Annotated in this window: 17 protein-coding genes; 11 read left to right on the top strand and 6 right to left on the bottom strand. The window is 73.0% G+C overall.

Going from position 1 to position 20,781, the window contains the following annotated elements; genetic code table 11:
* Positions 1 to 6: 6 nt before the first annotated feature.
* On the bottom strand, positions 7 to 1,596 hold the full coding sequence (locus tag G011_RS0113760; RefSeq protein WP_019608980.1) for an FAD-binding oxidoreductase: 1,590 nt from the start codon (positions 1,594 to 1,596) through the stop codon (positions 7 to 9).
* A gap of 356 nt (positions 1,597 to 1,952) precedes the next feature.
* Between G011_RS0113760 and G011_RS0113755 the strand changes: the two genes are divergently transcribed.
* Positions 1,953 to 3,209 carry an FAD-dependent oxidoreductase gene (locus G011_RS0113755; protein WP_051104363.1) on the top strand — a complete coding sequence of 419 codons (1,257 nt, stop codon included), beginning with the start codon at positions 1,953 to 1,955 and terminating at the stop codon, positions 3,207 to 3,209.
* Positions 3,210 to 3,288: 79 nt separating this feature from the next.
* Here G011_RS0113755 and G011_RS0113750 read toward each other — a convergent pair whose 3' ends face one another.
* The 3 genes from G011_RS0113750 to G011_RS0113740 form a co-directional block, all read right to left on the bottom strand.
* Positions 3,289 to 3,762, bottom strand: a complete 474-nt coding sequence (locus G011_RS0113750; RefSeq protein WP_019608978.1) for a hypothetical protein — start codon at positions 3,760 to 3,762, stop codon at positions 3,289 to 3,291.
* Positions 3,759 to 6,137 carry a molybdopterin oxidoreductase family protein gene (locus G011_RS0113745; RefSeq protein WP_019608977.1) on the bottom strand — a complete coding sequence of 793 codons (2,379 nt, stop codon included), beginning with the start codon at positions 6,135 to 6,137 and terminating at the stop codon, positions 3,759 to 3,761. The genes G011_RS0113750 and G011_RS0113745 overlap by 4 nt, the downstream gene beginning before the upstream one ends.
* Before the next feature lie 355 nt (positions 6,138 to 6,492).
* Positions 6,493 to 7,197, bottom strand: coding sequence for an IclR family transcriptional regulator (locus G011_RS0113740; protein WP_019608976.1), 705 nt, complete (start codon positions 7,195 to 7,197; stop codon positions 6,493 to 6,495).
* A gap of 120 nt (positions 7,198 to 7,317) precedes the next feature.
* Between G011_RS0113740 and G011_RS0113735 the strand changes: the two genes are divergently transcribed.
* The 5 genes from G011_RS0113735 to G011_RS0113715 all read left to right on the top strand — a co-directional run bounded on the left by G011_RS0113735 (position 7,318) and on the right by G011_RS0113715 (position 12,537).
* Positions 7,318 to 7,731, top strand: a complete 414-nt coding sequence (locus tag G011_RS0113735) for a nuclear transport factor 2 family protein (RefSeq protein ID WP_019608975.1) — start codon at positions 7,318 to 7,320, stop codon at positions 7,729 to 7,731.
* Between the two features lie 118 nt (positions 7,732 to 7,849).
* On the top strand, positions 7,850 to 8,683 hold the full coding sequence (locus tag G011_RS0113730; RefSeq protein ID WP_019608974.1) for an SDR family NAD(P)-dependent oxidoreductase: 834 nt from the start codon (positions 7,850 to 7,852) through the stop codon (positions 8,681 to 8,683).
* Positions 8,676 to 10,154 (top strand): FAD-dependent oxidoreductase, encoded by a 1,479-nt coding sequence (locus tag G011_RS0113725; protein ID WP_019608973.1) that lies wholly within the window; start codon positions 8,676 to 8,678, stop codon positions 10,152 to 10,154. Before G011_RS0113730 ends, G011_RS0113725 begins: the two co-directional genes overlap by 8 nt.
* Positions 10,155 to 10,376: 222 nt before the next feature.
* Positions 10,377 to 11,699, top strand: a complete 1,323-nt coding sequence (locus G011_RS0113720) for an MFS transporter (protein ID WP_019608972.1) — start codon at positions 10,377 to 10,379, stop codon at positions 11,697 to 11,699.
* Between the two features lie 13 nt (positions 11,700 to 11,712).
* On the top strand, positions 11,713 to 12,537 hold the full coding sequence (locus G011_RS0113715; protein WP_019608971.1) for an SDR family NAD(P)-dependent oxidoreductase: 825 nt from the start codon (positions 11,713 to 11,715) through the stop codon (positions 12,535 to 12,537).
* Positions 12,538 to 12,716: 179 nt separating this feature from the next.
* On the opposite strand, the gene G011_RS0113710 is transcribed toward G011_RS0113715, so the two are convergent.
* Complete coding sequence (locus G011_RS0113710) at positions 12,717 to 13,655, bottom strand: alpha/beta fold hydrolase (protein ID WP_019608970.1); 939 nt, start codon at positions 13,653 to 13,655, stop codon at positions 12,717 to 12,719.
* Between the two features lie 523 nt (positions 13,656 to 14,178).
* Between G011_RS0113710 and G011_RS0113705 the strand changes: the two genes are divergently transcribed.
* From G011_RS0113705 to G011_RS0113685, 5 genes are all read left to right on the top strand, one after another.
* Positions 14,179 to 15,015: a CPBP family intramembrane glutamic endopeptidase gene (locus G011_RS0113705; RefSeq protein ID WP_019608969.1), complete on the top strand. Its 837-nt coding sequence runs from the start codon at positions 14,179 to 14,181 to the stop codon at positions 15,013 to 15,015.
* Positions 15,012 to 16,169 (top strand): sensor histidine kinase, encoded by a 1,158-nt coding sequence (locus G011_RS0113700; RefSeq protein ID WP_019608968.1) that lies wholly within the window; start codon positions 15,012 to 15,014, stop codon positions 16,167 to 16,169. The genes G011_RS0113705 and G011_RS0113700 overlap by 4 nt, the downstream gene beginning before the upstream one ends.
* A complete protein-coding gene (locus G011_RS0113695; RefSeq protein ID WP_013155645.1) occupies positions 16,166 to 16,825 on the top strand; it encodes a response regulator transcription factor in 660 nt (219 codons plus the stop codon). The genes G011_RS0113700 and G011_RS0113695 overlap by 4 nt, the downstream gene beginning before the upstream one ends.
* A gap of 209 nt (positions 16,826 to 17,034) precedes the next feature.
* Positions 17,035 to 17,817: a hypothetical protein gene (locus tag G011_RS0113690; RefSeq protein WP_019608967.1), complete on the top strand. Its 783-nt coding sequence runs from the start codon at positions 17,035 to 17,037 to the stop codon at positions 17,815 to 17,817.
* Positions 17,811 to 18,857, top strand: coding sequence for a HEAT repeat domain-containing protein (locus tag G011_RS0113685; RefSeq protein ID WP_019608966.1), 1,047 nt, complete (start codon positions 17,811 to 17,813; stop codon positions 18,855 to 18,857). The genes G011_RS0113690 and G011_RS0113685 overlap by 7 nt, the downstream gene beginning before the upstream one ends.
* Positions 18,858 to 18,923: 66 nt before the next feature.
* Here the strand turns inward: G011_RS0113685 and G011_RS0113680 are convergent, their stop codons facing one another.
* Positions 18,924 to 20,597: a DASS family sodium-coupled anion symporter gene (locus G011_RS0113680; protein ID WP_026338283.1), complete on the bottom strand. Its 1,674-nt coding sequence runs from the start codon at positions 20,595 to 20,597 to the stop codon at positions 18,924 to 18,926.
* Positions 20,598 to 20,781: the final 184 nt, after the last annotated feature.

The following is a 20,781-nucleotide window of genomic DNA, read 5'->3' as shown; positions in this document are numbered from 1 at the left end:
CCCGGCTCAGGAGGATCCGGAGCCCTGACCGGCATCGCCCGCCGACGCGGGAAGTTCGATCGACTGCCGGTGCCGGAACACGTTGAGCGGGTCCCACCGCTTCTTCACCCGCTGGAGCCGGGGGTAGGAGTCCTTGTAGTAGAGCTTCGACCAGCGGTCCTTCGAGGTGTTCCAGGCCGGGTCGCCGAGGTCGACGTCCGGGTAGTTGACGTAGCACCCGTCGGTTGCGTCGCCGATCACGGGGACCCCGCCGGTGGACGCGAACGTCTTGCGGTAGGTGTCGCGGATCCACGCGATGTGCCGCTCCACGTCGGCGTCCGGCTCGGTGCGCTTCCAGTAGACCTGGTACTGCACCTTGAGCACGGAGTCGCGCTGGGGCACGGCGGTGTCCACCGGCGGCTGGTTGACGGCCCCGCCGTAGGAGTCGACCTGGATCAGGGCCTCCTTGTTGACGTAGTCGGTGTAGTGCTCCTTGCCCAGATAGGCCCACATGGCCTCGATCTGCGCCGGGCTGAAGGGTTTGCGCAGGTAGGCCGACTTGTACTTGCCGCACTGGTTCTCGCCGGAGCCGTTGAGTACCTGGGTGGCCGTCAGCCAGGGCAGCTTCCGGGGGGTCTGCATGCCCTGGACCGCGGGGTGCTCCCCCATGGGGGTCGTCATCTGCCCGGACTTCGGTGCGATCCGGCCGTCGACGGCGTCCAGGAACTCCTCCATGGCCCGCCCGCCCTCGGGGTGGTCGGCGTCGACCTGGGCGACGAGGCCGATCTCCCCGTTGCTGACGTGGTTGAGCTTGAGCAGCGCGAAGAGCCTGCCGGACGCCTCGTCCGGGTCCTGGTGGTCGCGGAAGTACTCGCCGTACGCCGTGACCAGGGCGGCGAAGTCGTCCTTGGTGAAGTCGGACCACTTCCACGAGAGGCCGCTGAGCAGCACGTTCGACGGGGGTTCGGGCAGGTCGCGGAACCAGAACCGGGTGACGATCCCGAAGTTCCCGCCGCCGCCCCCGGTGTGCGCCCACAGCAGCTCGCGGCGGTCGGGGTCGGGGTCGTCCCGGGTGGCCAGGACGAGTTCGACCGAGCGGTCGGGGCGTACCACCGCCACCTCCACCGCGTACAGGTAGTCCACGGTGAGCCCGTACTGGCGGGAGAGCAGACCGTAACCTCCGCCGGTGATGTGGCCACCCACCCCCACCGAGTAGCAGGATCCGCCCGGCAGGGCCCTGCCGCTGAGCGGGTACAGGTGGCTGTAGCCGTGCCAGTTGGTGGCGCCCGCCTCCACGCAGTACGCCTCCAGCTCGGGGTCGTAGCCGACCCCGCACATGGGGCTGACGTCCAGGATCACGCGGACGTCGTCGCCGCAGACGAAGTCCTCGTAGCAGTGGCCGCCCGAGCGCACCGTGATCCGTGTGCGGTCCGTGTCCGCCGTCGTCTGGTTGACCGCCTCGGACAGGGCACGGGCGGCACCCTCGGGCGTGGCCACCATCCGCACGTAGTCGGGGCGGGCGATCCAGCGCTGGTTGAACCCCCGGTTGAGCGCGGGATAGCGCTTGTCGGAGGGCTTGACGGTGGTCAGGGGAGGAATGCCGTGGTCATGGGACATGTGAGCCGCCTGAGCTGCGAGGACAACGAGACGCCTTGGGGTTACCCGGCGTGATCGAATGCGAAAAGCGACCGATGCGCCCTGCGTGGTTACGGACGGTGATGGCGGTCCGTAAGGGGTGAGGGCCGGTCGCCGAAAAGGCTTTTCGTGCATGCGCGTCCCTGATCAGGCGCGGAGCCGCAGGAAACCCCTCTGCGGCATCCGAGTCCCCGGAACCCTTGAGCCCTTCTGGAACCCCTCCGGCCTCCCGGCACCGTTCCAGTCCCTCTGGAACCCCACGGGCGACCGGGAGGGCCCCGCGCGGCTCGCCGGTCCGCGTCCGGGCCGGGCACGGGCGGCTGGCCTACTCTGGCGCCATGACTGATCTGCCGCAGCGCTGCGACGCCGTGGTCGTGGGTGCGGGCATGGCCGGACTGGTCGCCGCCGCCGACCTCGCCGCCGCCGGGCTCGACGTGACCGTCGTGGAGGCCGGGGAGTCCGTGGGGGGACGCGTCCGCAGCGACGTGCGGGACGGCTACGTGCTCGACCGCGGCTTCCAGATCCTCAACACCGCCTACCCGGCCGTGCGCCGCCGCCTGGACCTGGACGCCCTGCGCCTGCGGTCCTTCCCCAAGGGGATGGCCGTGCGCACCGACCGGGGGCTGCTGCGGCTGCACCTGTCGCCCTCCGGGGCGTTGTCGTCGCTGTCCCTGCTGTCCGGATCGCTCGTCCGCCCCTCCGACCTCTTCCGCCTGCTGCGCGCCGTGGCGGCGGACGCCCTGGAACCGGCCGACCGGATCAAGGCCCGGCCCGAGACCGACACCCTCACCGCGCTGCGCCGCCTCGGCCTCGGCAAACGGGCCGTGAACACCCTCGTGCGCCCCTTCCTGACCGGTGTCTTCCTCGATGAGTCCCTGGGCACGTCCAGCAGGGTCAACGACCTGGTCTGGCGCAGCTTCGCGCGGGGGCGGCTGGCCGTCCCGGAGGCGGGGATCCAGGCCGTCTCCGACCAGCTCGCGGCGCGCGCCGGAAGCGCGCGGTTCCTGCTGGGGACGCCCGCGCACGAGGTGGCGCCGGGACTGGTGCGCACCGAGGCGGGCACCGTCCACGCCCGCGCCGTCGTGGTCGCGGTCGGCCCGGGAGCGGTGCCCAAGCTCCTGCCCTCGCTGCCCGCGCCGGTGCTCAACCCCGCCACCACCTACTACCACTCCCGTCCCGCCGGACCCGACGACGATCCGCTCCTGCACGTGGACGGGCGCTCCCGTCGCAGCGGGACCAGGCTGAGCAGCGTCATGGTGCTGACGGCCACCGCACCGTCCTACGCCCCGCCCGGCCGGGCGCTGATCGCCTCCTCCACGGTGGGCCCCCACCAGCCCCCGGAGGCCGAGGTGCGGGCGGAGGCCGCCGGGATCCTGGGCACGCGAGACGGGGACTGGGAACACCTGGAGACGGTGCACGTGCCCGACGCCCTGCCCGCCGCGCCGCCGCCCCTGGGCGACCTGCGCCGTCCGGTCCGCCTGGAGGAGGGGCTCTACGTCGCGGGCGACCACCGCGACACGCCCTCGCTCCAGGGTGCCCTGGTCAGCGGGGAGCGGGCCGCCGCCGCGGTCCTGGCCGACCTCGCCGGGCGGTGATCACGGCGGCGGAGCGGCGCACGGGTCGCTGAGGAACGCCCCGGCCGTGACGCGCACGCGGAACGGACCCGCGCGCCCTTCAGGTGGCCAGGATCTGCGGCGAGACCGTCTTGAGCATCGCGTCGGCCCAGCTCATCTGCCGCAACGACTGCGGATGGCACCGCTTGGTGAGCGCCAGCAGCTCCGCGTCCGCGGTCACCTGTGCGCCCTGCCCGAGCAGGTCCCAGTCCAGGGACACGCCCGCCGCCATGCGGTACAGCCGACGCAGGTCCGCCAGGAGCAGCAGGTCGGGGTCGGAGTCGTCGCCCGGCAGCTCGCCCGCCTCCTCGGTGGGCGGGTCCGGGTTCTCCGGTTCCGGCTCCCCGAGGTCCAGGCCGTAGCGGGCACCGGCCTCGGCGATCTCCCGCACGTGGTCGCGCGACCAGCGGACCAGGTCCCGGGCCACGTGGTGGATCTCCTGCTCCCTCTCGTGCCGCTCGGCGATCCTGAGCAGCTCTCCGGCCAGGGCGCTCTCGGCGTCGTGCAGTTCGCGCAGGGCCACGGTGATCCTCATCGCGCACCTCCGGTGACGTGTTCCCCGGAGGCGGCGTCGGGGCCGCCCACGGTCTCGGGCACCCCGTCGCCGACCGGCCGGGACGCGGTCGTCGTCGGCGCGGGCGCCGGTGCGCCGTCCCCGGGGCCGAGGGGACGCAGCCGGGCCGCCGCGGTCTTGAACAGGGGCTGTTTGGACACCGGGTCCCAGTCGGTGACGGTCGTCTCATTGGCCGCCCGGTCCCGGTCGGGGGAGCCGCCGTCGGCGTGCCTGTCCCAGTAGCCGTAGTGGAACGGGACGAACAGCACCCCGGGGCGGATGCCGCTGATCCGCGCCCGCGCCCGGACCACCCCGCGCGGCGAGGTCACCTCGACGGGATCGCCCTCGCAGATCCCGGCCTCCCGGGCGTCGGAGGGCGAGACCTCCACCCAGACCTCGGGGGCCGCCCGTTGCAGCTGAGGCGAGCGCCCCGTCTTGGTGCGCGTGTGGAAGTGGTAGAGCGTGCGGCCGGTGATGAGCGCGAAGGGGTACTCCCCGCTCGGCTCCTCGTGCGGCGGCAGGTACTCGGCGGCCTTGATGATCGCCCGGCCCTCGGGGTTCATCGCCTTGTACTCGGTCGGCTCCAGCGGCGCACCGGTGACCAGGTCGCGGCCGTAGCTCTCGCACTGGTCGGGCGCCGCCCAGAACCGGCCGTCGGCGTAGAGGCGCTCGGTGCCGTCCGGGTTCTGGTCGTTGCAGGGCCACTGCACGCCGCTGCCGCCGCGCAGTCTGCCGTAGGTGAGGCCGGTGTAGTCGCACGGCCGCCCGGCGGTGGCCTCCTTCCACGCCTCGAAGGCCGACTCGGGGTCGTGCCACTGGGGGAACGGCGCACCGTCGTTGTCGCGGAAGTCCATCCGCCGGGCGTAGTCCAGGAAGATGTCCAGGTCCGACCGTGCCTCGCCGGGCGGCTCGACGGCCTTGTCGGACAGGTGGACGGTGCGGTCGGTGTTGGTGAACGTGCCCGTCTTCTCGCCCCAGGTCGCGGCGGGCAGCACCACGTCGGCGAGTTCGGCAGTCTCGGTCAGGAAGATGTCCTGCACCACCAGGAACAGCCCCTCCCGAGCGAGCACCGAGCGGATCCGCGCCAGCTCGGGCAGGGACACCGCCGGGTTGGTGGCGCTGACCCACAGGAACTTGATCGACCCCTTCTCGGCGTACCGCATGATCTGCATCGCGTGCGTGGGCGGCGCGTAGTGCGGGATCCGCATCGGGTCGAGGTTCCACACCGCGGCGAGGTCGCTGATGTGCTCGTCGTTGCTCCAGTTGCGAAAGCCCGTGAGGTCGCCGTCGGCGCCGCACTCGCGCGTGTTCTCCGCGGTGGGCTGCCCGTTCATCTGGAGGACGCCCGCGCCCGGCCTGCCGAGCATGCCGCGGACCAGGTGGATGTTGTTGACCTGCACGGACGCGGCGGTCGCCTGGTGCGACTGGTAGAAGCCCTGGAGCACGGTCGACAACAGCCGCTCGGCGCCGCCCAGGAGCGCGGCGGCCTCGCGGATCCGCTCCGCCGGGACCCCGCAGATCCCGGCCACGCGCTCGGGCGGGTACCCCTCCACCTCCGCGACCAGGGAGTCGTAGCCGACCGTGTGGGCCTCGACGTAGTCGTGGTCGACCATGTCCCGCCGGATGATCTCGTGCAGGATGCCGTTCATCAGCGCGACGTTGGTCCCCGGCAGCGGGGCCAGGTGCAGCGTCGCCTCGCGTGCCACCGGGGTCGGGCGGGGGTCGACGCACAGGATCCGGGGCGGGTTGGGCCCGGCCAGCCGGTCGAGCACGCGCGTCCACAGCACCGTCTGGGTCTCGGCCATGTTGTGGCCGTAGAGGGCGATGACGTCGGCGTGGTCGATGTCGGTGTAGGAGCCGGGCTGTCCGTCGCAGCCGAACGACTCCTTGAGCGCGGCGGCGGCGGTGGCCGTGCACAGCCGGGTGTTGCCGTCCATGTGGTTGGTGCCGATGGCGCCGTGCCCGATGGCGGCGAGCGTGTAGTACTCCTCCAGGAAGAGCTGCCCGCTGGTGTAGAAGCCGATCGCGCTCGGGCCCCGCTCGTCGAGCAGCTCCCTGCTGCGCCGCACGACCAGGTCCATCGCGGTGTCCCAGTCGGTCTCGACCAGCTCGCCGTCCCGGCGCACCAGGGGCCGGGTGAGCCGGTCGGGTGAGTGGTTGGCCTGCCACCCGTAGAGGTCCTTGGGGCCCAGGCGCCCGTGGTTGACCCGGTCGCCCTCGCGGCCCCGCACCCCCACGATCCGGTCGTCCTTGACCGCGATGTCGAGCGCGTCGCCGTTGGAGTGCAGGATCGACGCGGACCGCACCCAGCGGTCCACCTGGCCGGGGTCCACCCCCTCGGCCAAGTGGCTGTCCACTCTGGTCGGCCATTCCTGGCCGGGCCCGTACGGGGTGCGCGACCCCCATGGTTCGGCGATCCTGTCCCTGGACGGCACCGACACCACCCCTTCCCGCGCGGCCGAAACGCGTGAACGCCGCTACCCGGGGGGCAAACACGTAAACGGCACGGGATCCGGCGCCGCCCCGCCCGTGGCCGGGCGGGGCAACGGTTGCTCACTAGGCTGCTCATTAGGTGGTGCATTAGGTGGCTCACTGAAGCGTTAACGAGCAACCCAGTGAGCCGGACCCGGTGCCGGGGAAACAGGCGTGCGACAGGACGTCCCGGTCGCGGCCGGGGGAAAAGGTCCGGCCGATCCCGCCCGGGACCTCGGCTCAGGGCAGGTGCACCATCCCGGCGATCCGACCGGCCGCCTCCCGCACGGCGGCGCCGAAGGGGGCGGGGTCGTCCAGCTCCAGGAGTGAGACGCCGACGCTGGCCACCGGATCGGAACTCCTCCCGACCACCGCCGCCGACACCCCGGTCACCGCGTTGGTCACCTCTGCGTGGGAGACGGCGTAGCCCCTCTCGCGGGCCAGGGCGACCTCCTCGCGCTCCCCGGGCCGGGGCGGCATGGCCGCGAGCAGGGCCAGCCCGGCCGATCCCTTGTCGATGGGATCGACCCGCCCGGTCCGGAAGGCGATGTGGGCCGTGGCCCGGCGCGGTTCCACCACCATCAGGGCGCGCGCCTCACCCTCCCCCTCGGGGACGACGAGGTGCGCGGTGGCCCCCTGCGACTCGGCCAGCTCGGCCAGGACCGGACCGGCGACCTGGCGCAGGTCCGCCTCCACCGACTCGGCCAGCGCGACGAGCCCGGGCCCCAGGGTGATGCGCTTGAAGGGACCGCGTTTGCACAGCCGGTGCTCCTCCAGAGTGCGCACCAGCCGGTGGGCGACCGTGCGGTGCACGCCCACCCCCTCGGCGATCTCGGTGAGCGACAGTCCGTGCGGACTGCGGCTGAGCAGCTCCAACACCTCGATCCCGTTGTGCAGGGTCTTGGACGTGCGGGTGTTGGGCCTGTCGGCCGGTGTCTCGGGCATCTGGCTCCTCTCGCACCGCGAAGATACACCTCCCGCCTCTTGACGCAGGTGACGTGTGACACATACGTTAAGCATTAATTGCACACCTAGTGCGATTATCGCACACATGGGGGGAAGGTCATGGACGGTTCGCTGATCACCGGCATCCACCAGCTCTACGCGCGCCAGTCCCACCTGATCGACGGCGGCCACGCCGACGCCTGGGCCCGGACCTTCACCCCCGACGGCGAGTTCCACTCGCCGACCTATCCCGCGCCGGTCGTGGGGCGCGACCGCCTGCGGGCCTTCGCCGAGGACTTCGCGCACGCGGCCCGGGAGGCGGGCGAGGTGCGCCGCCACGTGGTCACCAACCTCTTCGTGGAGTCCGCGGACACCACACAAGCGCAGGTCAGCGCCTATCTTCAGGTCATCGGCACCCGTGTGACGGGCGACACCGCAATCCTGAGGTTCACCACCGTCAGCGACCGGCTGGTCCGCGACGGGCAGGACTGGCGCATCGCGCGCCGGGACGTCCGGCGCGACGACACCGCCTGAACCCCGGCCGCGCCCGACCGGACCCGGCCGCGCCACGACCGGCTCCACCGCACCCGCTCCCCACCAGACCCGGACCCGCAACCCCGGTCCCGTCCCACCCAAGGAAAGGCCGCACACCATGACCCAGCACGAGGGCACCGGCCCCGCCCGCGTCGTCCACCGCGTGATGGAGGCCGTCCACCCCGAGATGGCCGGCCGCACCGCGGTCGTCACCGGGGCGGCGCGCGGCATGGGCCGCAGCTTCGCCGCCGCCCTGGCCACCCGCGGCGTCAACGTCGTCGCGGCCGACATCAACGACGTCGACATGAAGCGGGTCGCCGACGAGATCAACCGCGACCTGGCCGACGGCGCTCTGCACGGGAGGCCCGGCCGGGTCGCCCCCCGCCGCGTCGACGTGGTCGTGCCCGAGCAGCACGACGACCTCGCCCGCGCCGCCGTCGACGAGTTCGGCTCCCTCGACTACTGGGTCAACAACGCCGGGGTCTTCCCGTACGCCACCGTCGGCGAGATCACCGCCGAGCAGATGTCCACCGTCCTGGACGTCAACGTCCAGGGGGTCCTGCACGGCGCCCAGGCCGCCGCCCGCCGCATGCGGCCCGGCGGCGTCATCGTCAACATGTCCTCAGTCTCGGCGGTGCGCGTGCGCCGGGGCCGCGCCGCCTACTGCGCGTCCAAGGCCGCCGTCGCCCACCTGACCGAGTCCCTCGCCGTCGAACTGGGAGACAAGGGGCTGCGCGTCAACTCCATCGCCCCCGGCTTCATCGACACCGAGATGACGCGCTGGCTCCAGGACGACCCCGAGGCCCTGGCCGCAGCCCTGGACAACGTGCCGCTGCACCGGGTCGGCTCCCCCGAGGAGGTCGTCGGGGTCCTGCTCTTCCTGCTCTCCGACAGCAGCCGCTACGTGACCGGGCACAGCATCGCCGTCGACGGGGGTTCCCGCCATGTCTGAGCACGTCGGCCAGCACGACCACGAGGACGAGGAGACCGCCGACGTCGTCGTCATCGGCGGGGGAGGAGCCGGGCTCGCCGCGGCCGTCACCGCCGCCGAGGAGGGCGCCCGCGTCCTGCTGTTCGAGTCCGAGTCCGAACTGGGCGGCTCCACCCAGCTCTCTGCGGGGCTCTTCACCGCCGCCGCGACCAGCGTCCAGCGCGGCGCGGGCGTGGAGGACAGCGCCGAGCGCTTCTACCAGCACTACATGGACCTCAACCAGTGGATGCTCGAACCCGGGCTGGTCCGCGCCTTCTGCGAGAACGCCGGACCCACCCTGGAGTGGCTCATCGGACTGGGCGCCGGGTTCCCGGCCCGGACCTCCACCAACGCGCACATGCCCGGCCTGACCCGGGCCGGGGTTGAGGACGTCTGGCGCGCCCACGTCCCCGCCGACCAGGGGCTCGGGCTGGTCCAGGTGCTCGCCGCGGCCTGCCGCCGCCTCGGGGTCGAGACCGTGCTCAACACCCGGGTGCGGCACCTGCTGTTCGAGGACGGCCGGGTGCGCGGCGTCGTCGCCGACGGCGTCACCGTCCGCGCGAACGCCGTCGTGGTCGCCACCGGCGGCCTGGCCCAGGACCCCGAACTGCTCAAGGAGTACTACCCGGACGCCCTGGAGGCGGGCGAGCACGCGTTCGTCGTGGCCGCGCCCGGCAGCCGGGGCGACCACCTGCGCTTCGCCGAACAGGTGGGGGCCTCCGTGACCGGCGCGGGCTGGGGGCTGCGGATGCCCACCGTCTACTTCCAACGCCAGCACCACTGGCAGTCGGGGTTCCCGCCGCTCTCGCGCGTGTACGTCAACGGGGCCGGGCGCCGCTTCATGGACGAGGACGCCTCCTACGCCGTCTCCACCGGCATCATCGACGCCCAGGGCGGCTCCGCGTGGTGCGTGTTCGACGACCGCGCCCGGGCCTCGCTGCCCGCCGGGTACGCGGACTGGACACCCGAACGCGTCACCGAGGAGGCCGACGCGGGCCGCACCCTGCGCGCCGACACCCTGGAGGAACTGGCCGCCCTCATGGGAGTGCCCGAGGCCGCGCTGCTCACCACGGTGCGGACCTGGAACTCCCAGCTGCCGAACGGGCGGGACCCGGACTTCCTGCGCCACCTGACCCTGCGCGGCAAGGGGGCGCAGGCCGATCCCGAACCCCTGGACACCGCTCCGTACTACGCGGCCCGCGTGCTGCCTGCCGAGATCGTCTGCACGCACGCCGGTCTGGAGATCGACTCCGCCGCCGCCGTACGCGACCGCACCGGGACCGCGGTCCCCGGCCTCTTCGCCGCGGGCGAGGCGGGCGCCGGAGTCCTCGGTCCCCGCTACGTCGGCGGCGGCAACGCGGTCGCCAACGCCCTCACCATGGGCCGCATCGCCGGGCGGGGAGCGGCCGGCGCGCGGAGGGGAACCGCCCGGCCGACGCAACCCGTCGGGTGACGGGCGGCGCCACCGGACACGCCTCGGGGCGGGTGTCCTGAGGCGCACCCGTCCCGCACCTTCCGCCCCACCGCACCGGACGCTTCACGCGGCCCCCTCGGCGCACGGCTCCCACTGCCCTCCCGGCAGTCGACAGCACGCGCCCCGGCCCCCCGCCATCCCCCACGACCACGGGATCGGGCGGCGCACACACCGATCCGATCCTCTCCCCAGGGAGGCAGCATGTCACTCCACCAGCAGTCGGCGTCCGGGCCCGCACCGGCGCCGGAGGCGGGCTTCCAGTCGCGGATCAAGGTCATCCGCGCGGCGGTCATCGGCACCATCGTCGAGTACTACGACTTCGGCATCTACGGCTACATGGCCACGTTCGTGGCGATGCTCTTCTTCGTCTCGGAGGACCCGACGGCGGCCCTGCTGGGCACGTTCGCCGCGTTCGCCGTCGCGTTCTTCATGCGCGTGCCCGGCGGGATCCTCTTCGGCCACATCGGGGACCGCTACGGGCGCAAGCGGGCCCTGTCCTGGACCATCCTGCTGATGGTCCTGGCCACCGCGGCCATCGGCGTGCTGCCCAACTACTACACGCTCGGCGTCTGGGCGACCGTCCTGCTGGTCCTGTGCCGCTGCGTCCAGGGCTTCGCCGCGGGCGGCGAACTCGGCGGGGCCAACGCCTTCGTGGCCGAGTCCGCCCCGGCCCGCTGGCGGGCCACCCAGACCTCCCTGGTCAACTCGGGCACCTACTTCGGCTCGCTGTTCGCCTCGCTGGTGGCGCTCACCTTCACCACGGTCTTCACCGAGCAGCAGATGCTGGACTGGGCGTGGCGCCTGCCGTTCCTGCTCAGCCTGCCCATCGGCGTCATCGGCCTCTACATCCGCAGCCACCTGGACGACACCCCGCAGTTCAAGCAGCTGGAGGACAAGGGCGAGACCGAGCGCATGCCGATCCGGACCCTGCTGGTCACCAACTGGCGGTCCGTGCTGAAGATCATCGGACTGGGCGCGGTGATCACCGGCGGCTACTACATCGTCTCGGTGTACGCGGCCACCTACCTCCAGACCACGGCCGGGCACTCCGCCCAGCTGGCCTTCGCCTCGACCTCGGTCGCCATGGTCGTCGGCGCCGTCACTCTGCCGCTCTCGGGCTACCTGGCCGACACCATCGGCCGCAAGAAGGTCATCCTCATCGGCAGCGTCGGGGCCGCGCTCCTGGGCTTCCCGATGTTCATGATGATGTCCGCCGGCCCGGCCTGGGCCGCGATCGTGGGCCAGACGGCGCTGTTCGTGTGCGTCTCGATCGTCAACGGCGCCTCGTTCGTCACCTACGCCGAGATGCTGGGCGCCTCCACCCGCTACAGCGGGATCGCGCTCGGCAACAACGTCACCAACACGCTCCTGGGCGGCACCGCGCCCTTCGTCGCGACCTGGCTGATCAGCGCCACCGGCCAGCCGCTGGCTCCCGCGGGCTACTTCGTCCTCACCGCCCTGGTGACGCTGGTGGCCGTCCTGTTCGTCACCGAGACGCGCGGCACCGAACTGCCGATCGACTGAGAGGAGAAGGCACATGCGCACAGCGGACGCGACGAGCGGCGGAGCCGGACACGGACTGGCCGGACGCGTCGTCCTGGTGACGGGCGCCGCGGGCGGCATGGGCAGGGCCGAGGCCCTGGCACTGGGACGCGAGGGCGCCCGGGTCTGGGTGGCCGACCTGGACGCGGAGCGGGGCGAGGACACGGCCCGCCAGATCGGTGAGCTGGGCGCGACGGCCCGGTTCGCCCGCCTGGACGCCGCCGACCCCGACGACTGGGCGCGCCTGCGCGACCGGATCGCGGAGGAGGACGGCGGACGCCTGGACGGGCTGGTCAACAACGCCGGGGTCAGCCACCGCTTCGGGATCGCCGACACCACGGACGAGGACTGGCGCCGCGTGCTGGACGTCAACCTGTCCAGCGTGTTCTACGGCATGCGGTCCATGGCCCCGCTGCTGCGCGCGTCGGGGTCGGCCTCGGTGGTCAACGTGTCCTCCATCGCCGGGATGACCGGCTACTTCTCCGCCTCCTACGGCGCGAGCAAGTGGGGCGTGCGCGGCCTGAGCAAGGTGGGCGCGCTGGAGTTCGCGCCCTGGGGCGTGCGGGTGAACTCCCTGCACCCCGGGCTGGTGGACACCCCGCTGCTGCGCTCGGGGACCGACGACTTCGTCGAGGAGAGCCTGCGCTCGGTGCCCGCCGGCCGGGTGGCCGAACCCGGGGAGGTCGCCGACGTGGTGCTGTTCCTGCTGTCGGAGGCCTCCCGGTACGTGACGGGGGCCGAACTGGTCGTCGACGGCGGCCTGACCTCCGGCGGCCTCTACCACCGGATCACCTCGGGTCTGCGGGAGGGGCCCGTCTGAGTGTCCGGACACGACTCCGGGGAGGCGCCCACCGTCCAGGTGCGCCTCCCCGGTTCCCGGAGCGCGGGGCTTCGGTGACTCCCGGCGCTCCCAGGGCCACCGGGTCCACCGGGGCCCGTGCCGCTCCGGAGGCCCGCGCTGTTCCCAGGGCCGCCGAGAGCGCGCTCCCGCAGGTGCCGTCAGGCGGCGGCCCGGTCGGTGACGCGCCGGATGGCCTCGACGGCCAGCTCGGGCTGGTCGACGTGGATGTGGTGGCCGCTCTCCTCGGCGGTGCTGAGCCGGCTCTCACCGGACACCTGGAGCCACCGCTCCTGGCCCTCGGTCCACACGCGCTCCAGTTCGGCGCCGTACTCGGGGATCTCACCGAGGTACCGGACCCCGTGCCGGATGACCTCCGTCGGGACGTCCCCGGCCGAGCGGACCTCCGCGTCGCTGTCGATGACGATGCTCTCGGGGTTCTCGCCCCGGAACACCGCGAGGTTCTGCGCGCGCACCTCGGCGCCCGGGCCGGTGGCCGACTCGGGGATCACCTCGTTGATGTCGTCCAGCATCGTCGGTGACGTGGCGTCCAGCAGCACCAGTCCCCTGACCCGGTCCTGGTGGTCGGGGGCGTAGCGGGCGGCGATCAGCCCGCCCAGCGAGTGGCCGACCAGGACGACCGGGCCGTCACCGGCGACGTCGTCCAGGACGGCGGTCAGGGTCCGCCCGGCGTCGGCGACGCTCTGGGGGCCGGGCGGCTGGTCGCTCCCGCCCTCGCCGAACCGGTCGTAGGAGCAGGCCCGGTCCTCCTCGCCCAGGGTCCCCTGGAGGTCGGCCATGGTGTCCAGGCCGTCGCCCATCCCGGCCATGAGGACGATGACCGGCCGTTCGTCGGCCGGGGCGCCGGAGCAGGAGACGTTCAGGGAACCGCCCTCGACGTCGAGCGTCTTGGTCCCGGTGAACAGCTCCCCGTCGGTCATCACCTCCTCCGCCGCCGACTCCAGGTCGGACTCCACCTCCTCCAGACCGGCGCCCACGTCCTCCAGGCCGGACCGCACGTCGGAGCATCCGACGAGGCCGGTCCCGGCCACGGCCAGGCACAGTGCGGTCAGGGCGGTCGTCCGGAAGGAACGCGACATCGGGGCCTCCAGCGAGGGAATCGGGGCGGGGGCGTCGAGTGGTGCCGCGGGACCGGGGGAGAGGGCCCGGCCCCGCTCCCGTGGGCCGGGACTCCGCGACTGGGGAAGAACCTACGGACGCGGCGGCGCCCGGGTCGTCACCGCACGGTGGGACACCCGCGTGTGGCTCCCGCGGGGGACGGCTCCCGCCGCCGACCCGGGCGGCACCCGTTCGCCCGCACCGGGCTCCCCGCCCCGCCCCCGCGTGAGGGAGGGTCCCGTTCACCTGCGACGACGCGCCCCTCCCGGGCCGCGTGGGCGTGCCCGGAGCGCCGGGACTCACCCCGCCGCCGCCTCCGGAAGGCCGCCGACCGCCGCGGACGGGCGCGGGCCGCGCCCCGGAGGGGACCGGCGAAGGTCCGCCCCGCGCCCCCCTGTCCCCCGTGCGAGCTACGCGCAGGTGTCCTCTCCACGGTGACGACCGCGCACCACCCCGCTCCGTAGCGTTCCTCCCAGACGCGAAACCCCCAACGAAGGAATTTCGATGAGACTTGTCTGGCAGCTCCTGGCCGTCGCCGCGGTCGCCTTCATCGGCGCACAGGGAGTCATGGCGTTCCAGGACGTCCCCTTGGTCTCCCTGGTCCTGGGCCTCCTGGTCGCCGTGGCCTCGGTGTTCGTCTACCGGTGGGTGGTGCGCCGCACCGAGCGTCGCACCGTGACCGAACTGGACTGGAAGGGCGCCGCCTCCGCCACCAGTTGGGGCACCCTCCTCGGAGTCGGACTGTTCGCCCTGGTCATCGTCAACATCGTCTTCCTCGGCGGCTACCAGGTCAACGGCCTGGGCTCTCCGATGAGCGCCCTGGGACTGGTCGGCTTCATGGCCGCCGTCGCGGTGACCGAGGAGCTGATGTGGCGCGGCGTGCTGTTCCGCATCATCGAGGAGCGCACCGGCAGCTGGATCGCCCTCGCGCTGACCGGCCTGGCCTTCGGCCTGGTGCACCTGATCAACCCGCACGCCACCCTGTGGGGCGCCCTCGCCATCGCCATCGAGGCCGGCGGCATGCTCACCGCCGCCTACATCGCCACCCGCAGCCTGTGGCTGCCCATCGGCCTGCACTTCGGCTGGAACATCGCCGGATCCGCCATCTTCAGCACCGCGGTCTCGGGCAGCAACACCCCCCAGGGGCTGCTGGACGTCACCATCTCGGGCCCCACGATCATCACCGGCGGCGACTTCGGCCCCGAAGGCAGCATGTACTCCGTGGTGTTCTGCGTCATCGTCACCGTGGTCCTCATGTGGATCGCCCGCCGCCGCGACCGGATCGTCCCCGTCCGCCGGCGCGGCGAGCGGACCGCCGCCACCACTACACTTCCCCAGTGACCAGTCTCCGGCGGCTCCCCGAACTGTGGCAGCGACTCGACGTCACCCTCCGGGACCTGCCCCTGGGGCTGCTGCTCCTGACCGCCTCGCTCATCCCGTCACTGCACGGGCAGGGGACCGAGTTCGGCGGGGTGGCCGACCGCCCCCTGGACGCCCTGGGCCTGGTCGCGATCGCCCTCCAGTCGCTGCCCCTGGCCGGGCGGCGGCGGTGGCCGATCCTGACCCTGGCCCTGGTGGCGAGCGGCTTCGCCCTCGACCAGCTCAACGGTTACCACCTGTTCGCAGGCACCGCGCTGCCCATCGCGCTGGTGAGCGCCGGCGCCCACGTCCACCGGTACCGGTGGGCCACCGTGCTCGTGGCCTCGGCCGCCTACGTGGTGCTCTCGGTCGGGGTGGACCGGCTCGGAACGGGCGAGACCCCGGCCGGGTACGTGACGTTCTACGGGGCGCTGGCCCTGGCCTGGGGGATCGGGGCGTGGCTGCGCTCCACGCGCCTCGCCGAGGCCGAACGCCGCCGCCTCGTCGCCGAGGCCACCCGCACCGCCGAACGCACCCGCATCGCCCGCGAACTCCACGACGTCGTGACCCACCACGTGACCGCGATGGTCGTGCAGGCCGAGTCGGCGCGCTACCTGACCTCCGCGCCCGACCGGCTCGACCAGACCCTGACCGCGGTCACCGACACCGGCAGGCGGGCCATCACCGACCTGCGCCACCTGCTCGACCTGCTCAACCCCGACCACTCCACCCCCGCCTCCGACGAGGGACTGCTCACCGTGGTGGAGCAGACGCGCCGGGCCGGGCAGCCGGTGGAGTTCAGCGAGGAGGGCACCCCGGCCTCCTCGCGCGGCAGCGCCGACCTCGTCGCGCACCGCGTCGTGCAGGAGGCCCTGACCAACGCCCTCAAGTACGCGCACGGAAGCCCCACCACCGTGCGGGTGCGCCACCGCCCCGAGGAGATCACCGTGAACGTCAGCACCGACCACGCCGGGCCCCCGGGCGTCTCCCCCGGCGGAAGCGGGCGGGGCCTGGTCGGCCTGCGCGAACGCGTCGAGGTCCTGGGCGGTGACTTCACCGCTGGCCCGCGCGAGGGCGGGGGATTCGCCGTCCACGCCCGCATCCCCGCGCACGCCCCGGTGGGCGACCGGGCATGAGCGCGCCGATCCGGGTCCTGGTCTGCGACGACCAGGTGCTGATCCGCACCGGCCTCGTCACCATCATCGACGCCCAACCCGACCTGGAGGTCGCCGGCGAGTGCGGGGACGGCGCGGCCGCCGTCGAACTCGCCGAGCGGCTGCGCCCCGACGTCGTGGTGATGGACGTGCGCATGCCCGTGCTCGACGGCATCGAGGCCACCCGGCGCCTGGCCGGGGCCGGGGTGGACCGTCCCGTCAAGGTCCTGGTGGTCACGACGTTCAACCTCGACGAGTACGTCTACGAGGCGCTGCGCGCGGGCGCCAGCGGGTTCCTGCTCAAGGACGCGCCCCCGGCCCAGCTGCTGCACGGCATCCGCACCGTGTCCACCGGCGCGGCCCTGCTGGACCCCGAGGTCACGCGACAGCTGGTGGGCAGGTACGCCGCCCGGATCCGGCCCCCCGACGCCGCCGCGGCCGACGCCCGGCTGACCCCCCGCGAGCTGGAGGTCCTGCGCCTGATCGCCAACGGCCTGTCCAACGGCGAGATCGCCGCGAGCCTGTTCATCAGCCAGGAGACCGTGAAGACGTTCGTCTCGCGCATCCTGACCAAACTCGACCTGCGCGACCGCGTCCAGGCCGTGGTCTACGCCTACCGGCAGGGGCTGGTGACCTGACCTCCGGCGCACACCCCGACCGGCGGGCGGGCGCCGGGCTCCGCGAACGGCCGCACACCCCGGACCCGTGCTCCGCGGCGGGGCGGGGGCACACGCGCGGCGGACGTCCCGGCCCGTACGGGGAGACCGGACCGGTGCCGCGGCCGTCGGACTTCCCCGCGCGCCGGTCGCGGGCTTGACCTTGACACGGTGACAGGGTCTTCACTCGGGTGCAGGAGGTGGTCCCGATCAACGCTGCCAACACGACCCCGAAGAACACCCGCGTCGCCGACGCCCTGTCCGCCAGGGACACGTCGGTCCGGCTCCAGGCGGCCCTGGCGGCCGGGTCGAACCCCGACCCCTCGCTCCTGGAGCCGCTCGTCGAGCGGTGCGCGGTCGAGCCCGACTTCTTCGTACGGGACATGCTGTCCTGGGCGCTGACCCGTCTCCCGGCGGAGAGCACCCTGCCACGGATCCGCCGGGAGCTCGTCTCCGAGCGCGTCCAGGCCCGCAGCCAGGCCCTGCACCTGCTCTCCAAGGTCGGCGACAGGAGCACGTGGGCCTGGATCACCCGCGACATGCTGCGCGACGCCAACGACCAGGTCGCGCGGACCGCGTGGCGCGTCGCGGTCGCCCTCGCGCCCGACGACGATGAGCAGAGGAGGGGCCTGGCCGGCGAACTGGTCCTCCAACTCGGTCGCGGCGACCGCGATGTGCGGCTGAGCCTGAGCCGGGCCCTCGTCGACCTCGGCGACGTGATCGTGCCCGCCCTGGAGAGGGCCGCGGAGGACCCCGACCCGGCGGTGGCGGCGCACGCCCGTGCCACCGAGCTGCTCCGGCAGGATCCGGAGAGCGGTTTCGACGCCGCCGTCGAGGAGGCCGGACGCGTGGTCGTACTCGGCCCGGAACGAGCCGCCGCTGCCGCCGCCGCGGTCGCGTCGGCGGACACCGGGGCACCGGAGGCCTCCGAGAAGGCAGGGGCCGCCGAGGACACGGAGGACGCGGATTGCTGATCGGTGACGTGGCCCGCCGCTCCGGGGTGAGCACCCGGATGCTCCGCCACTACGACGCCCTGGGGCTGGTGAGGCCGACGGGCCGTACCGCCGGAGGCTACCGCGAGTACTCCGACGAGGACCTCCGCAGGATCTTCCAGGTGGAGAGCCTGCGAACCCTCGGGCTCTCGCTCAGGCAGATCGGGCGGGCGCTGGAGGACCCGGCCTTCACACCGTCCGCCCTGGTGGACGACCTCATCCGGTGGACGGAGGAGCGCCTGGCCCGGGAACGGGAACTGCTCGACCGGCTCCGCGCGATCGACGCGTCGGAGCCCGCCGACTGGCAGGACGTCCTGAGCGTCGTCGAGCTCATGCGGGGACTCGACGCGACCAGCGCCGCGCGCAGACAGCAGGCCCTCCTGTCCAGGCCGGGAGAGGCGTCGGCTTCCGCCGAACTGCTGGCCGGGGCGGTCCTGACCGAGTCCGACCCCCACGTCGCGGGCGCCCTGCGCTGGGCGCTCGCCCGGTCGGGCGGCGACGGCGTGGCGACTCTGGCGGCCGGTGCGCGGTCGCAGGACCCCGACGTCCGGCGGCGCGCGGTGCTGGCGCTCGCCGGGATGCCCGAGGCCCCGGGCGTCACCGCGGTGCTCGCGGACGCCCTCGGGGATCCGGACCCCGTGGTGCGCGGACACGCCGCCCTGGCCCTGGGCGGGTACGGCGCGGCCGAGGCCGTACCCGCGCTGGTCGGCATGGTGGTCGACGGCTCCAGGGACGTGGAGGCGGCGGAGGCGCTGGGAGGACTGTCCCGGGACCCCGGGTGCGCGGGCCGGATCACGGCCGCCCTGGCCGACGAACTCTCCGCACCCGACGCGGACTCCGCGACACGGATCCGTCTCGTCCAGGCGCTGGTCGAGATCGGGGGAGCCGCCGTGCGCGGGATCCTGGACCGACTGACCCGGGACGAGGACCGCGCCGTCGCCCTCGTCGCCTCGGCCCTCGCCGGGACTCTCCGGGACCGGTCCTCGGGGGAAGGGGAGGACCGGGCCGACGGGGACCCCTGAGAACGCGCCGCCGGGACGCCGGTGCGTCCGGTTCCGGAGGCGCTCCGCCGGAACCGGACGCACCGCTCACCGGAATCCGGCGGGAAGGGTCATCAGGTCGATCCCCCACAACGGCGGCAGCAGGAACAGCGTCCCCGCGACCACGAGGGCGAGGGCGATGACGTTCAGCCAGAACCCGCTCCTGACCATCTCCATGATCGTCACCCTGCCGGTGCCGAACATGATCGCGTTCGGAGGGGTGCCCACGGGGAGCATGAACGCGCAGTTCGCGGCCATCGCGCAGGGGACCATCAGCGCGTACGGGTGGATATCCAGGGAGACCGCGAGGGCCGCCATGACCGGGAGGATCATCGTCGCCGTCGCGGCGTTCGAGGTGATCTCCGTCAGGAACAGCACGAGCGCGGTGGCGATGACGATGGTCAGGATCACGTCGACCCCGTCGAGCACGCGCAGCTGCTCGCCGATCCACGCGGAGAGGCCGGTGTCGACGAACCCCGCGGCGATGGCCAGCCCGCCGCCGAACAGCAGGAGGATCCCCCACGGGATCTTCTTGGAGTCCTCCCACCGGAGGATCCTCCTCTCCCGGGCACCGCGGGTCGGCAGCGTGAACAGGACCACCGTCGCGACGATCGCGATCACCCCGTCGCTGATCCCCGGAAGGAGGTCCTCCCACAGGAACGACCGGGTCACCCACATGAAGGCCGTGCCGAGGAAGACGCCGAGCACGAGCTTCTCCTCGGTGGACATCCGGCCGAGGGACCTCCTCTCCTCCCGGATGATCTCCCTGCCGCCGGGAAGCTGCCTGAACCGGACCCTGAGCTTGACGCCCGTCAGGTAGAACCACGCGAGGGCGAGGAGGACGACGGCGATCGGAACCCCGAACACCATCCACCCGCCGAACGAGACGCTCTCGCCGAAGAGCTCCCCGGAGGTCGCCGCGAGAACGGCGAGCGGAGGTGTCCCGATGAGCGTGCCGAGACCGCCGATGGTGGCCGCGTAGCCGATGCCGAAGACGACGGACTTCTCGAACCTGGGCAGGTCGTCGGCGAACTCCCCGCCCCGCAGCGAACGGGAGGCCTGGTACACGACCGCCAGTCCGACGGGGATCATCATCATCGTGGCGGCCGTGTTGGAGACCCACATCGACAGGAAGCCCGTCGCGACCATGAAGCCGAGGACGATGCGGCGCGGACTCGTACCGATCGCCGCGACGATCGCGAGGGCGATGCGCTGGTGGAGGTTCCACTTCTCCATCGCGATCGCGAGCGAGAACCCTCCCAGGAACAGGAAGATGATGTCGTTGCCGTACGCCGCGACCACGGCGTCGCCCTCCAGCGCGCCGGTCAGCGGCAGGAGCGCGACCGGGAGCAGGGACGTGACCGGGATGGGGATCGCCTCGGTGATCCACCAGGTCGCGACCCACAGGGTGGTGGCCAGGACCGCCCGCCCCGCCGACGAGAGCCCCTCGGGTTCGAAGAACACGAGCGTCAGCACGAACAGCAGCGGACCGAGCACCAGCCCGGTGACGCGCGCGGGCGTGTAGCCGGGGCCGGGGCCACCGGACTCCGCGACCGGTCCCGCGGCCTCGGGGCCGTCATGGGCGGCGGAGGGGCCGCCGCCGGAGGCCACCGGCTCGGCCCGTGACGGCCTCCCGCGCTTGGAGAACGTCAGGAGTCCTTTCACCTCCCTGTGCGACGCCCACAGGCTCTCCCACAGGGGGTACGGGTAAGAGGTTGCCATTGTGCTGCACCTTCTTCTGGCCTCCCGCCCGGCGCGGAGCGGGGCGAAGGACCGGTTCGGGGGGTACGCGGATCGACATCGGCCGCGAGGGGAACGCGGCCGCGGGGACTCCGCGAGGGGAACAGGGGGGACCGTCGCCGGTCGCCGTGTGCCGGGTGGCCGTTCACGCCGCCTCGGAGCGCTC

Source organism: Nocardiopsis sp. CNS-639, from assembly GCF_000381685.1.
Classification (GTDB): Bacteria; Actinomycetota; Actinomycetes; order Streptosporangiales; family Streptosporangiaceae; genus Nocardiopsis; species Nocardiopsis dassonvillei.
Note: the sequence above shows the minus strand (reverse complement) of the source record. Positions and strands in the feature narration are given on the sequence as shown.

Excerpts from the sequence above, each read along its gene's own strand:
- G011_RS0113760 (WP_019608980.1), bottom strand. The coding sequence starts at position 1,596 with ATGTCCCATGACCACGGCATTCCTCCCCTGACCACCGTCAAGCCCTCC.
- G011_RS0113755 (WP_051104363.1), top strand. The coding sequence starts at position 1,953 with ATGACTGATCTGCCGCAGCGCTGCGACGCCGTGGTCGTGGGTGCGGGC.
- G011_RS0113750 (WP_019608978.1), bottom strand. The coding sequence starts at position 3,762 with ATGAGGATCACCGTGGCCCTGCGCGAACTGCACGACGCCGAGAGCGCC.
- G011_RS0113740 (WP_019608976.1), bottom strand. The coding sequence starts at position 7,197 with ATGCCCGAGACACCGGCCGACAGGCCCAACACCCGCACGTCCAAGACC.
- G011_RS0113735 (WP_019608975.1), top strand. The coding sequence starts at position 7,318 with ATGGACGGTTCGCTGATCACCGGCATCCACCAGCTCTACGCGCGCCAG.
- G011_RS0113730 (WP_019608974.1), top strand. The coding sequence starts at position 7,850 with ATGACCCAGCACGAGGGCACCGGCCCCGCCCGCGTCGTCCACCGCGTG.
- G011_RS0113725 (WP_019608973.1), top strand. The coding sequence starts at position 8,676 with ATGTCTGAGCACGTCGGCCAGCACGACCACGAGGACGAGGAGACCGCC.
- G011_RS0113720 (WP_019608972.1), top strand. The coding sequence starts at position 10,377 with ATGTCACTCCACCAGCAGTCGGCGTCCGGGCCCGCACCGGCGCCGGAG.
- G011_RS0113715 (WP_019608971.1), top strand. The coding sequence starts at position 11,713 with ATGCGCACAGCGGACGCGACGAGCGGCGGAGCCGGACACGGACTGGCC.
- G011_RS0113710 (WP_019608970.1), bottom strand. The coding sequence starts at position 13,655 with ATGTCGCGTTCCTTCCGGACGACCGCCCTGACCGCACTGTGCCTGGCC.
- G011_RS0113705 (WP_019608969.1), top strand. The coding sequence starts at position 14,179 with ATGAGACTTGTCTGGCAGCTCCTGGCCGTCGCCGCGGTCGCCTTCATC.
- G011_RS0113695 (WP_013155645.1), top strand. The coding sequence starts at position 16,166 with ATGAGCGCGCCGATCCGGGTCCTGGTCTGCGACGACCAGGTGCTGATC.
- G011_RS0113680 (WP_026338283.1), bottom strand. The coding sequence starts at position 20,597 with ATGGCAACCTCTTACCCGTACCCCCTGTGGGAGAGCCTGTGGGCGTCG.